At 56.0% G+C, this 13,576-nt stretch carries 11 protein-coding genes; 7 read left to right on the top strand and 4 right to left on the bottom strand.

Annotated features, from left to right (window positions below):
• Positions 1-61 precede the first annotated feature (61 nt).
• Positions 62-670: a DUF2306 domain-containing protein gene (locus KSF73_07155; protein MBV1775492.1), complete on the bottom strand. Its 609-nt coding sequence runs from the start codon at positions 668-670 to the stop codon at positions 62-64.
• A gap of 191 nt (positions 671-861) precedes the next feature.
• Here KSF73_07155 and KSF73_07150 point away from each other — a divergent pair, with 191 nt between their 5' ends.
• The 5 genes from KSF73_07150 (at position 862) to KSF73_07130 (ending at position 7,902) form a co-directional block, all read left to right on the top strand.
• Entirely contained in the window at positions 862-2,838 is a 1,977-nt protein-coding gene (locus tag KSF73_07150; GenBank protein MBV1775491.1) for an RNA helicase, read from the top strand.
• Positions 2,839-3,221: 383 nt separating this feature from the next.
• Entirely contained in the window at positions 3,222-3,512 is a 291-nt protein-coding gene (locus tag KSF73_07145) for a hypothetical protein (GenBank protein MBV1775490.1), read from the top strand.
• Positions 3,509-4,558 (top strand): multidrug transporter subunit MdtN, encoded by a 1,050-nt coding sequence (mdtN, locus tag KSF73_07140; protein MBV1775489.1) that lies wholly within the window; start codon positions 3,509-3,511, stop codon positions 4,556-4,558. Before KSF73_07145 ends, mdtN begins: the two co-directional genes overlap by 4 nt.
• The gene (locus KSF73_07135; protein ID MBV1775488.1) at positions 4,539-6,494 is read left to right on the top strand and encodes an FUSC family protein; all 1,956 of its coding nucleotides are present in this window, start codon (positions 4,539-4,541) and stop codon (positions 6,492-6,494) included. The genes mdtN and KSF73_07135 overlap by 20 nt, the downstream gene beginning before the upstream one ends.
• A complete protein-coding gene (locus KSF73_07130; protein MBV1775487.1) occupies positions 6,481-7,902 on the top strand; it encodes a TolC family protein in 1,422 nt (473 codons plus the stop codon). The genes KSF73_07135 and KSF73_07130 overlap by 14 nt, the downstream gene beginning before the upstream one ends.
• 30 nt (positions 7,903-7,932) lie before the next feature.
• On the opposite strand, the gene KSF73_07125 is transcribed toward KSF73_07130, so the two are convergent.
• From KSF73_07125 to KSF73_07115, 3 genes are all read right to left on the bottom strand, one after another.
• The gene (locus KSF73_07125) at positions 7,933-8,670 is read right to left on the bottom strand and encodes a hypothetical protein (protein ID MBV1775486.1); all 738 of its coding nucleotides are present in this window, start codon (positions 8,668-8,670) and stop codon (positions 7,933-7,935) included.
• Between the two features lie 137 nt (positions 8,671-8,807).
• The gene (locus KSF73_07120; protein MBV1775485.1) at positions 8,808-9,371 is read right to left on the bottom strand and encodes a GNAT family N-acetyltransferase; all 564 of its coding nucleotides are present in this window, start codon (positions 9,369-9,371) and stop codon (positions 8,808-8,810) included.
• The gene (locus KSF73_07115) at positions 9,364-9,768 is read right to left on the bottom strand and encodes an MAPEG family protein (protein ID MBV1775484.1); all 405 of its coding nucleotides are present in this window, start codon (positions 9,766-9,768) and stop codon (positions 9,364-9,366) included. The genes KSF73_07120 and KSF73_07115 overlap by 8 nt, the downstream gene beginning before the upstream one ends.
• A gap of 194 nt (positions 9,769-9,962) precedes the next feature.
• On the opposite strand from KSF73_07115, the gene KSF73_07110 reads away from it, so the two are divergent.
• Positions 9,963-10,241, top strand: a complete 279-nt coding sequence (locus KSF73_07110; GenBank protein ID MBV1775483.1) for a hypothetical protein — start codon at positions 9,963-9,965, stop codon at positions 10,239-10,241.
• A 382-nt stretch (positions 10,242-10,623) separates the two neighbouring features.
• Positions 10,624-13,524, top strand: a complete 2,901-nt coding sequence (locus KSF73_07105; GenBank protein ID MBV1775482.1) for a TonB-dependent receptor — start codon at positions 10,624-10,626, stop codon at positions 13,522-13,524.
• Positions 13,525-13,576: the final 52 nt, after the last annotated feature.

Here is a 13,576-nt window from a genome sequence, read left to right as displayed (position 1 = left end):
CGTGACCTGACATGATAGTCCGGCTCACGCGATTACGGTAGAGAAGCAGGCTAGAGGCGCATCAGGCAAACAGCGCAATCACCCAGTTGGCCACCACACGGCCCGGAATCATGGCGAACACCAGTGCAACCAGAAGACCGATGTAGCTGCCCAGCATGAAGCGCAGATGGGTACGGATATCGCGTTTGAAGGCGGCGCGCAGGGCCAGGGTCAGCGAGATCAGGGTGATGATGGAGAAGATGATCAGCGGACCGCTCTTATGTTCGAGCCACATCGGGATGCCAGTCAGCGACAGGCCGTACATGCCCGCTACCCACACGCGGCCAAGCAGCTTGTGCATGCGATCGCCTTTTTTGCGCCACAGGACAATCGGGCCGATCACCAGCGAAACAATGGCGCAGACGATATGCGCCTGAACCATCACCGGCAGGCTGAACCAGCTGCGGGCGGCAGTAGAAATATGCGCATCTGCCGGGATGCTCGCCACACTCCAGAACACAATCACGCCGGAGACGATGGCACCGATGCCGCCATTGCGTAGTACCTTGTCCATATCGCTGCCAAAGGTGCCGGTCAGCTTGCCTGCCATTATGCGGCGAACAATGAAGGGTGTCGCGATACAGATGGCGCTCAGGATGCTGGTGTACATCATCATGCTATTGAAGTTCATGGTCGTCTCCTCCTTGGATGACTGCATGATGCGGGAAGCCGTCGCCAGCGGCAGAAACATGCGACCAATCACGTCCGCCGGTCGCGAAATGCAGGCTGGCGGCGCGAAATGCAGCGGCCTCCGCTAAAATATGTGTGATGCACTGCAATAAGTTGTACAGTGCACCCTGAATTCTGACCACAAGCCGACCCATGACCGACACCACAGACCTGATCCCCGATACACCCGATGCCATCAATGCCTATCTCGAAGCCCAGCGCGCGCGTCTGGTGACCTCGGATGGCAGCTATGCCGTCTCGGTGCAGGGCGAGATCATGGTGGGCAAGCGGGCGGTGCATTACCACCTGATTCCGGATGACGGTTTCCTCGCCAAGAGCACCAAGTGGCGCAAGCTGGATGCCGCCGAGCGGCTGGAGCTGCTGCAATCGCGCTGGAATGAAGATGCGCGGGCGCGTCTGGAAAACCGCATTCGCGGCGTGATCGACGAGATCATGGCGATGTCCGAGCAGTATCAGGTCGACCCGACCAGCGCGCTGCACGCCTTCACCGCCAAATACGAGATGGCGACCTCGCGCTGCGTGCTGGCGCTGGACCGGATCAAGGCGGCCAAGTCGTCCAAATCCGCCAGCCTCCTGGCCGAGCAAACCCGCGATGCGGTTGACCTGTCGCTGTATCCCGAATCGTTTACTACTGCGCATGGCATGAAGCGCCATTTCATCGCCGTACTGGGGCCGACCAATTCCGGCAAAACCTACACCGCGATGGAACACCTGACGCGGGCGAAAAGTGGTGCCTATCTGGCGCCGCTGCGTTTGCTGGCGCTGGAAAACTACAACCGCCTGCTTAATGCGGGCGTGGCCGTGAGTCTAGTGACGGGCGAGCAGCGCAAGCTGCATCCGGAAGCCACACATGTCTCCAGTACCGTGGAGATGATGAACCCGAACAAGCCCATCGAAGTGGCCGTGATCGACGAAATCCAGCTGCTGGACGATCCGGATCGCGGTGCGGCGTGGACGGCGGCGGTGTGCGGGATTCCCGCGTCGACGGTGTACCTGCTGGGTGCGCTGGAAGCCAAGGAAGCGATTCAGTCGCTGGTATCGCGCGTCGGTGGCACGCTGGAAATACGTGAGCTGCAGCGTAAATCGGCGCTGGAAATGGAAAAGCAGCCGCTGGGCTCGTTGCGCAAGCTGCAGGCGGGTGATGTGCTGATCGCGTTTTCCCGACGCGATGTGCTGTACTGGCGTGATCAAGTCATCGAGCAGGGCTTCGCGGTATCGGCGATCTACGGCAATCTGTCGCCGGAAGTGCGTCAGGCGCAGGCCGAGCGCTTTATCGAAGGCCAGACCCAGATCGTGGTCGGCACCGACGCCATCGGCATGGGTCTGAATACCCCGGCCCGTCGCGTGATTTTTACCACGTCCACCAAATACGACGGTTATGCCGAGGGCCCGATTGCCGCGCCTTTGGCCAAGCAAATCGCTGGCCGGGCAGGGCGCTTTGGCGAGCATGCCACTGGCTATGTGGCCGGACTGGATGCGCGCACCCACCATGCCATTGCCGGTCTGCTGAAAACCAAGCCCGAACCGCTGCCAGACAGCGGCTTTTACGTGGCCCCGAATCTCGATTATCTTACGCTGATTTCCAAGGCCACCGGCCAGAAGAAACTGCATGCGCTGCTGGAACTCTTCGCCAAGCACATCAATGTGCATGACGAATTCTTTGTGCCCGCCAATCTGGATGACCAGATGGAAAAGGCCAAGTGGCTGGATATGCTGAATCTGTCGCTCGAAGATCGCTACACCTTCAGCCTGTGTCCGGTATCAACCCGTATTCCGATGCTGGAACGCGCGCTGCAGGATTGGGCGAAAAGCCGTGCCGAGAAAAAACGTGCGCCGTTGTTGCGCATGGAAGGCATGGGCGGCCGCAACGAGCTGCAATATCTGGAAGACACCTGCAAGCTGTATGCCGCCTATGCGTGGCTGGGTTACCGCATGGCCGATACCTTCCCGGATGAAGAGATGGCACAGATGCTGATGGTGTCGACCTCGGAAAAGATCGACAAGATGCTGCAGGTGGAAAACAAGCGTCATCGCAAGGAATCCGAGCGCAAGCGTGGTCAGCATGCTCATGACCGAGGCAGAGGGCCGAAGCGGGGACCGCGTCACTAGGCGAATTTCTCTACATTTCCGGGTCTGTCCTTATCGGAGCATGTCGTCGAACCCTGCTCCGAGGCGATGACTTTATTCTAATGTGCTGCTGACGCGCGATTCAGGTGTGCCACAGCACATTTTTTACATCTGCCTGATGAATGAGATGACCTGCTTAATTAGAAGGTGAATATGTGGTGGATGTATTATTAATATAATAAACTACTTATTTATTAGTGAATGATAACTAATCTAATCATATGATTAGGATGGTTCGATTAGATCTGATTAGTCTGATAGAACATGGCAATAAAACTTTCATGGAATCATTCACGCATGACATGCATTCGCTGGTATATTGCCGCCTTGGTAAGAATTAACTATTAAATAGCGATATATATTTAATGAATGCTTTTCGGTATACGAATCGTGTCGCATTCCTTGCAAGGGCGGTGCTGGCGGCAACATTGCCGAGCGCTCAGGCCATTGCTGCCGCACCGTCTTTTACGCTGTTCGGTGCCTTTTTCCCTGCATGGATGCTCTGTGCCCTGATCGGTGTAGTTGCCGCCTTGATCGGCCGCGCGCTGTTAATGGCCTTTAAGCTGCACACCGTGCTGCCTTTTCAACTGTTTGTTTGCACGGCATGTGGCGTCATTGTGGCGATGCTGGTGTGGCTCGTATGGTTCGGATCATGAAAACACCTCACTCTGGCGCAACGCGCAAACTCGGGCTGGTGTTCGCGCTGGCGATCATTGCAACGGCAGTCGGGCTCACTGCTCACGTCATCAAGCGTCAATCCACGCATCCGGCAAGCGATGATGCATCGCTCGATGCCGAAGTCACGCATATTGCGGCTGCAGTGGGTGGCCGGATTCAGCGCATCGCCGTGACTGAAAATCAGGCAGTGAAGGCAGGGGATGTGCTATTTGAAATTGATCCCCATCCATTCCAGCTGTCGCTGGATCAGGCACGGGCAGAATTGAAGCTGGCCGAGGCGGCACTGGAAAGCAAGCGGCATGCGCTGGCCGTGCAGCAATCCACCGCGCGCGTCGCGGGCAAGCAGACCACCCGTGCAGAAACCAATCTGGCGCTGGCGCACCGAACAGTCGAGCGCCTGCGTCCACTAGCTGAAAAAGGCTATGTGCCCCAGCAACAGCTGGATCAGGCCATGGTGGCCGAGCGCGATGCAGAAACCAGTCTGCAACAGGCACGAGAACAGGCCTCGGCCGCAACCGTGGCCATTGATTCCGAGGCAAGCGCCGAAGCGGCCGTCAAAGCCAGACAGGCCGCAGTCGCACTCGCCGAACGCGCACTGGCGGATACCACTGTGCGCGCCGCGCATGCCGGGCGGGTGGCGGGTCTGACAGTGACGGCGGGCGAAATGATCGCCCCGCAGCAATCCCTCTTTACGCTCATTAATACCGATGAATGGTTTGCCGTGGCGCATTTCCGCGAGCATGAGCTGAAGTCTATCCAGCCGGGCACCTGTGCAACCGTCTATTCAATGATTGATCGCGAGCATCCCATCAAGGGTGTGGTGCAGGGTATCGGCTGGGGTGTACTGGAGCCGGGGCATCTGAATCTGCCGCGTTCGCTACCCTATGTGGAACGCTCGCTGAACTGGGTGCGCGTTGCCCAGCGCTTCCCTGTCCGCATCGAGCTGGAGCATCCGCCACAGCATCTCACCCGCATGGGGGCCAGCGCGGTGGTCGAGGTGGGGCATGGTGCAGCTTGCAAGTGAAGTCGGGCGCCGTGGTGCAGTACACGGGCTGCTCGATTTATTGCGACCTGCTCCCGGCAGGCTGGCGTTTGCCCTGCGGATTGCACTGATCTGTGTGCTGACCACACTGGTGGTCGAGGTGTATCAGACACCGGAGGCGGCGCTGTCGGCCTATCTGGTCTTTTTTCTGGCCAAGCCGGATCGCATGGGCAGTATTCTGCAGAGCATCGTGCTGATGGTCATGACGACCGTGTTGATCGGCATCGTGTTTTTGCTGGCGGGAGGTTTGCTGGATGCGCCTTTGCTGAGGGTGAGCTGTATGGCCGTGCTGTCCTTCTGTCTGCTGTTTCTGGCGTCGGCGAGTAAGCTCAAGCCAGTCGGGGCAACGATGGCGCTGGTACTGGTGTACGCGCTGGACGTACTGGGCAAGGCACAGATAGGCGAGCTGGCTACCCGGGGTCTGCTTTACGCCTGGCTGATGGTGGCGATTCCGGCAGCCGTGACCATTGTGGTGAGCCTGTTACTCGGCGCAGCGCCGCACAGGATGGCAGCGGATGCAATGGCGCGACGTCTGGATGCGGCTGCCAGTGCCTTGCGTGGAGATGCGAATGCAATGGCCGTGCTGGCGACATGTCTCGCCGAAGGCACCAGCAGCATTCGCGGCTGGATCAAGCTGGCCGGTCTCGAAAAGATGCATGCTCCCGAACTGCTGGCCGAGTGGTCGCGGATCGCCGATACCGTCAGTGCGTTGCTGCTCAGGGTGCAGCAGGGATGTCGTCGCGGAGAGGGTTCAAGCCGCGAATGTGCAGATTATCTGCAGCTGAGCGCGCAAGCCTTGCGCAGCGGGCAGCCGCTGCCCTTACGTGATCCACTTGCATGGCAGTCGCAACAGGATGCGGGTATCGCCCCCATTGTGGACTACTGGGTCGATCCGGATGCGCCACTTGCGGATGGCGGACATCTCGTCGCGCCGGCTGCACATGGCTTCTTTGTGCCAGATGCGTGGACCAACCCCGTTCATGTGCAGTACGCACTCAAAACCACTGCAGCAGCGATGTGCTGCTATTTCCTCTATACGATCCTGGTCTGGCCGGGTATCCACACCTGCCTGATCACCTGCTTTATTGTGGCGCAGGCCACCGCCGCTGAAACCATTGAAAAGCTGCAATTGCGCATTGCCGGCTGTCTGGTGGGCGCGCTGGCCGGTATCGCTGTTGTGCTGCTGGTGCTGCCCGATCTGGAATCCATATTTGGCTTGCTGGCGCTGGTGGGTACCGGGGCAGGACTGGCGGCCTGGGTGGCAGGCGGAAGTCCGCGCATTGCCTATGCCGGTTTGCAGATCGCCTTTGCCTTTTTCATGTGCGTCATTCAGGGGGATACCCCCGGTTTCGGACTGGTGGCCATTCGTGACCGTGTAGTGGGGATCATGCTGGGTAATCTGGTGGCCCATCTGATCTTTACGCAGATCTGGCCGGTGTCAGTGGCCGCGCGGCTGGATAGCCGCCTGCGCAATCTGGTGGATACGCTGCGTCAGGGGTTTGCCGAGCGCCACCGGCTGGCTGGTGTGCAACGCCTCGACCTGATCATCGCCATGCTGATCGAGGCCGAACGCGATCTCGAACGTGTACTGGCCGAGCCTGTGCATCTGCGTCCTCCGCAAGCGTGGATTGATCGATCTCATTCCATGCTGCTGAGCTTACGTGAACTAAGTGGTTTGCTGCTGGCGCTACCAGCGCGGGCGCAACAGGATGCGAAGATGCAGGAAGCGCTCGACCGACTCGTCTTCCACATGCCTGCTGGCACATCTACTGCCGGTCAGACGATGCCAGCCACGCCACAAGCAAGTACTGGCGATGCGCTTGAAGATCAGATTCACGCATCTCTCCGTCATCTGGAACAGTGGATGACGCTTCATTTCACCCGCAAGCAGGAAACAGATCATCGTGCGCATCGCTAAATTGCTGGCTGCCTTGACGCTGGCCGTTCAGCCCATGACAAGTATGGCCGCACCGCAGAATGGCGACAACGCCAGTCGTTCACCTGCCTCACAGCAGGCTGCCAACGCCCCCTACTCACTGGCGCAATTACTGGAATTGGCATTGACTCAGCATGCCGCTGTCCGGCTGGCCGACAATGAAACCAGGCAGGCAGATCTGGGTGTGGATGTAGCATCGAGTGCATTCCAGCCACGTGTGAACCTCGCAGCGGGCGGCATGGTCCAGTCTGCAGACAAGCGTCTGGGGACGGGCGGAGTCGAGCTGGAAGGGAATAGTCAGACGCACGGTGTACTGACAAGCCTCTCGCTTGAATGGCTGCTGTTTGATTTTGGCGGGCGTACTGCGAGGCTGGATGTGGCCAGGCATGGATCGCGGCTGGCCGGGCTGGCGCGCAGCGGCGTGCAGCAGCAAATCGCGCATGAGGTGACCCTTGCTTTTTACCGGCATGCGGCCGCAGTCGCGCATGTCACTGCCGCGCAGAAATCGTTTGCAAACGCACAGGCGATTGAACAGGCCGCTATCCAGCGCCGGAAAAATGGTATCGGCACAGTAATTGAAGTGGCGCAGGCATCTCATGCGACGGCACAGGCTACTCTGGCGCTGACTCAGGCAAATGGTGCTCGGGAAGATGCCTATCTGGCAGTGCTGTCGGCAGCAGGCCTGCCGCCAGATACGCGAATCGAGTTAGCCGATGTGTCGCCCAGAACACTAACTGATCAAGCGATGCCGGCCGTGGATGCCCTGATTGCCGATGCGATGGCGCAGCGGCCCGATGTGCAGGGCGCCGATGTGGCATTCGTTGCAGCACAATCCGGAATCAAGGCCGTACAGTCCGAATTCAAGCCGCGCGTGTTTGCCACGGCGTCGCTAACCCAGGCCAGTGGCGGGATCAGTGCCACTGCCACGCCCGCCGCAGGCTTGCCGGCCGCAGGTGGCGATATCAGTGGCGCACGGCACAATAGCAGTCTGTTCATCGGGGTGACGATGCCGTTGTACGACGCAGGCGTACGTCGGTCGGCGCTGTCAAAGGCGCTGATCGACGCAGATAACGCAGCCATCCGCAGCCAGCATGTACGTGAGGAGGCGAAGCGGCAGGTCATGAACGCCCGGAACGGGCTGGCAACCAGTCTTGCAGCTTATCGTTCGGCAGATGCGTTGCAGCTTGCAGCCCGGACGACCTTCGATGCCGCGCTGGCAGCCTATCAGAGCGGGGTGGGGGCGATTACCGAGGTGCTGCTGGCTGATACCCAGTTACAGCAGGCACAGCGGGTCTATTCTGATGGTTACTTTGCGGTGTTGTCAGCAGGCGCAACCCTGGCGCGGGCAACCGGCGATATGCAGGCGCTGAGCCAACCAGCCTCGAAATAAGGCCGGTCAGCGGAATGATCCAGCGTCTGCTTAGGACTGCAACTGAAAGGTGCGAACCGAACGCGATTCGCCCTTTTCACCAGCGCCCGAGCCGCTGCTGGACGACTCATGGCGAATCGTCACTAGTCGGTCACCGGACACCGCATACACCTGCTTCTCGTTCTGCTTTTGTTCAAAACTGATCACCAGAAAAGCGCGGCCATTGTAGATGGTGTGCGATACCTGAGATACCGGCGTGCCATCTGCTGCGATCCAGATATCAAATCCGGCATCCAGTTTTTTCAGGTATTTGCGCTCCTTTTCCGAGAGCGACTCCATCGGCACTTCAAAGCTCAGCTTGCGCAGCGGTTTGCCTTCGACGGTTTCGGTGGTTTCGCCCTTGAATTTGGCGCGATCAATGTCGCGGATCAGATTGCTGGCTGCCAGCGTCATCTCGCGTATACCGTTGGCGCTGACACTGCTAATCGCGGATGTGACAGGGGTTTTGGCTTCCTTGTCCTTGCTCTTCTGACGTTGCTCAGCTTCCAGTTTGCTGATCAGATCCTTGCTGTACAGAATCTGCAGGCCGCGGCCACTGTCTTCGATACTGACATTGATTTGGCTGTTCGTTTCCTCGGCTTCTTTACCTTCACCCTGCTTGTTCCAGCGCTTGATATCCAGCACCCCTTTAACCGGGCTCTGACCTTGCAGGCGACCCAGCGCTGATTTCAGGTCACTCAGGCCGTCGGCCTGTGCCCAGGTCGACCCTAATACCAGTGTGGTGATCAGCGCGAGTCCTCGCGAAACATGAAGTGCCATTCCGTCCATCCTATGTTCTGATTTGTGTATAGGGCAGTGCACACAGACAAGCCCTGCTGACACAACTCCGACTCATGAACGGGAAAATGGTTCAGTGACTGAAGGGTTCAGCGACTGAGGTCGAAGGGTGAGCCTGTGCCAGCGCGCTGTGGTTCTGGCACAAACAGCATGCTCAGATCATCTCGTCCGGGCAGGGTGATCGTGGCCTGATAATGCAGCCCGAGTTTTTCGAGCACCCGTTGCGAACCAAGATTATCCGGCCCGGTAATACCCACAATGCGCGGAATCTTAAGCGTCTGGCGAGCATAATTTAACACTGCCTGTCCGGCCTCAAGTGCATATCCCTTGCCCCAGTAACGCTGCAGATAGGCGTAGCCAATATCCGGCGTATCCAGCCCATCGCGTTTAACCAAGCCACACATACCGATCGGCGTATCGTCTTCTAGCAGTGCGACTCGATATAAACCAAAGCCATTGGCAGCATAACTTGCGCCGGGGCCATTCTGTATATATGTCCAGGCATCGTCGAGTGAGTGAACATTCTTATCGCCAATATTCTGTATAAATGCCGGTTCATTGACGTGTTCGAGAATAAATCCCGCATCTAGGCGCGAGAGTTCTCGAAAACCTAAACGAGCAGACTCAAACAGATATAGGCCAGTGTCAGACATGCAGTATCCCTCCAAATCCCTGCAGGATCGCCGAGATACCGAGCACCAGCAATACGGTAAATGTCCCAATCATCCCGAATGTACGCTTGATACTGACGCCTCTGGATTGACTGATCGCCAGTGCGTGACTCAGTCGCGCCAGAATAAGGATAAGCCCCGCTACATGAAGCAGCCAGAGTGGCGCATGATTTAGTTCATTGCACGCCAGCAATAGGAGCGCAAATGGCGTGTATTCGATGAAATTGCCATGGGCGCGAATGGCAAGCGCCAGTTCGGGCAGATTGCCATCGCCAATCCCAACGCGATGCTTGAATCTCAGTGCGACAATGCGCGCGGACAACACAAACAGGATCAGGGCAAGAATGCCGCCATACAGGCCGGTAATGGTGAGTTGCATGGTGACTCCGCATTGAGTGGCGTAAGTCGTGACGATAATACAGTGGGCTGGGCGCCGTCCAATGACGTGTTCTGTGACTGCCCTGACCGTTCGACGGCGCAATACTGGCGCAACTGACCGCCTGCCGGATCGGGGTGGCGAAATGCGCGCGGGCTGTCTTAGATAATAGAACCGCAGCACAAGGAGCGCACGCCATGCAATTTGATGAAGTCAAACCGGAACATTTCAGCATGATTTCCCGTGATCCACTGCCGCATACCCTGATCGACAGAACGATCAGCCAACTGGGTGGCAGTGATGTAAAAGGCGCTCAATTCCGTAAGGATGCGCTCGCTGCTGCTGGATGGAAGCATGACGGCTTAGTGTCGTTTATGAAATACCCTGATCTTGCTGCATCTGCCTTTAACAAGATTCGTGCCGCCCTGGCGGAAACTGAAGATCCAGAGGCGCTACTGGCCAAGCTTAAAAGTTAGCAAACTCGCCTAAAAGACAGTTCTTGCATCAAATAAAACCGCTCCCGAGCGGTTTTATTTTTGCGTATTGCAAATGACATACTGATAGGTATGCTAAAAATGCAACACCCTTATCTGATTGTTGAAATGCATCAGTGCGTGGGGGAAGGTTGAGTGTGGATGCCGGTTTCCAGCAGGTTGGTCGGGCAATAAGTGTTGTATTCATGCCTTTTTTATGGATTGATCGTTGCAAAAAGACAACTTGCGGGCGCGGAAACTGTGGTGTTTCAGACATTGCAGCTTTACAGTGAGCCGGTCAAAGCAAGACCTGCCCCGACTAAAAAGTTGATCTGCAAAACAGCATAGAAATCCAAATTCAACCCCTCAATGGAGGCGCGGTATCATGAAATTGAAGCAACTGACTCTTGCCTTGGGCCTGATTGGCTTTGCTTCGGCGATGGGCTCGCATGCCCTGGCTGCCGATGGCGAAGAAGGCACAAAGCGCGTTGAAAAAATTGAAGTGACTGGTTCGTCTATCAAGCGCGTCGCCAAAGAGGGCGCACTGCCGCTGACCACGCTGAATCGTGAAGATATCGCCAAGACGGGCGCAACAACTGCACAAGACCTCGTCGCACTGATTCCTTCAAACTTTGGTGGCACTGTCGTTGCTAGTAACGTTGGTGCGACTGGTATTGCGTCGACTGCCGCATTGCGTGCATTGCCTTCAAAATACACGCTGGTCATGATCAATGGTCGTCGTGTGGCTTCCTATGCCTTTGGCAACCCGGTTGTTGATTTGAACTCCATCCCTCTGGCCGCAGTTGATCGTGTTGAAATACTGCGTGATGGCGCATCCGCTCTGTACGGTGCCGATGCGATTGCCGGGGTGATCAACTTTATCCTGAAAAAAGACTTCCGCGGCGTTGAATCGTCGGCATACTGGACCAAAAACACCCACGATGGCGGAAACAGCGAGGTGTATAGCGTCACTGCAGGTTTCGGCAATTTGGATGAAAACCGCTTTAATCTGCTTTTCACTGCCAGTCACGAATTTGATCAGGCCTTGCGCGCGGTTGATCGTGATTATGCGAAAACTGGGGTTCGTCCCGATCTTGGCTTGATTAAGTCCTCTCCTCGTAACGGTATTCCAAACGTCACTTTCTCAGATGTGAACAATCCCTATGTAGAAGGGAACGATTGGACGCAGCATAGCGTGAATCCTACGCGCGCCAGTGGATGTAATACACCTGGCTTTGCGATGTTTAATGATGGCCCGACTGCTTGTCGCACAGACTATGTCAGCTTCATTGATTTGATTCCAAAGCAATCGCACGACAACATTTCTGGCCGCTTTACCTATGCCATCGATAACGATACGCAGTTCTTTGCAGAGGCTTCTCATGTCAAAGATATCGTATTGTCTCACTACTCCCCTGCACCTTATACAAAGCAGATGGACTATCCGGTAGGCGGTCCGTTCTACCCTAAAACCATCACCTTGCCAGTCGGTTACACCCTGAAGAAGGGTTACAAAATGCCGGATGGTACAGTCTTGGCTGCAGATACCGTGTTGACCAGTCCGATGAGTGTCGTGCCAGTGGGCCCCATTTCCGGTCGTTGGCGGACGGTTGCCGGGGGCGGACGCGGTGATGAGACTGTTCAGTCTTCAAATCGTATTGTCATCGGCATGAAGGGTAATGCATTTGGCTGGGATTACGACGGTGCAATCAACTGGAGTACAAATGACGGGGAAGTCCGCTTTGCAGGTGGCCAGTATAGCTACGCTAAGCTGACCCCACTTGTTGAAAAAGGCTTGATTAATGTATTTGGCGCTCAAACCGCTGAAAGTAAGCGTTTGCTGGATAGCGCAGAAATCACAGGCCCTGAAAACAACGCGATCTCCAAGTCGACCGAATTCGAGCTTCACGGTTCACGTGCGGTTGCTGAGCTGACTGATGGGTCGGTCATGATGTCTATTGGTGGCTCGTTCCGTAAGGAGTCTCTGGAACAAATCTCGCAACCAGTGCTTGCATCGGGCGACCAGGTTGGTGGCAATGGTCCGGTGCCCTCAGTATCCGGCGACCGCAAGATCTATGCATTGTTCTCAGAAGTCATTGTTCCGGTTCAGAAAGATCTCGAACTGAATTTCTCGGGCCGCTATGACAACTACAAAAATGGCTTCGGTACCAGTTTCAGTCGCTTCAGTCCCAAAGCTGCATTCCAGTATAGTCCGACTGAATCCGTGAAGGTTCGCGGCTCGATGGCACAAGGTTTCCGTGCGCCATCATTGTATGAAAACCTCTTACCTTTCACTGCTGGTAACAATACCAATGCAAGCTGGAATGACCCGATTCGTTGTCCGAATGGTGTGCCTGTTACCAGTAAGAATAAGGTAGGCGACCTTCAGGATGAGTGTAATGTTCAAGCGCCGACTGCAAACGGTGGCAATCCAAATCTGAAGCCTGAAAAATCGAATCAATACTCGCTCGGTCTCGTATTTGAACCAGCAAAAGACATGAGCTTGTCCATTGATTACTGGCATATCAAGGTCGATGATGCGATTGCAACGCTGGCAGAAGCCGAAGCATATGGCATGAGTACTTGGAAGCTGTTCCAGCAACAATACTTCCGGTATGACCCGAATTACACCGCACCAGACGGAAGCAAACCCTATGCAAAGGGCTGGGATGCATCCATGGTCGGTAAAGGACCATTGCTGCAAGGTAGTGTCAACCCAGACTTCCCGCTTGCTTATGTGTATACCCCGTGGCAAAACTTGGCCAACTACTTTGCTGATGGTATCGATATCAACTATCGCTATCGTCTGAAAGTGACTGATGTCGGTACATTCAACCTGAATGTTGATGGTACTCGCATGACCAAACATGGATATACCTTTAACGGCTCCAATGGTGCGGTGACAGTCAATGACGCAGGCGTGTTCCAGTCGTACGGTGCAACACCGAAATGGCGTCATGCAATTACGTTGTCGTTCGCTAGAGGCCCTGTCCGTGCTTCTCTGACCAATAACTATACTTCTAGCTACACGGACTATAACTTTGGTCAGTTTGCAGATAAGGACAATGGCGCAGATCGTACTGTTGACGCGTTCTCGACATGGGATATGCAGGCCAGCTATGACGTGATGAAGAATGCAACTGTAGGTTTTGGCGTTAAGAACATGTTTGACAAAGAGCCGCCTGCATCGCGTAATTCAAACAACTTCCAGGCTGGATACGACGCTCAAAACGCCAACCCGCTGGGTCGCCAGCTGTACTTCCGTCTGCGCTACAAGTTCTTCTAAGAGAACGGAAAGTTTTAACCAGACAAAACGACCGGCAAATGCCGGTCGTTTT

The sequence above is a fragment of the Burkholderiaceae bacterium DAT-1 genome (assembly GCA_019084025.1).
Taxonomy (GTDB): Bacteria; Pseudomonadota; Gammaproteobacteria; order Burkholderiales; family Chitinimonadaceae; genus DAT-1.
This window is presented reverse-complemented; position numbering and strand designations above follow the sequence as displayed.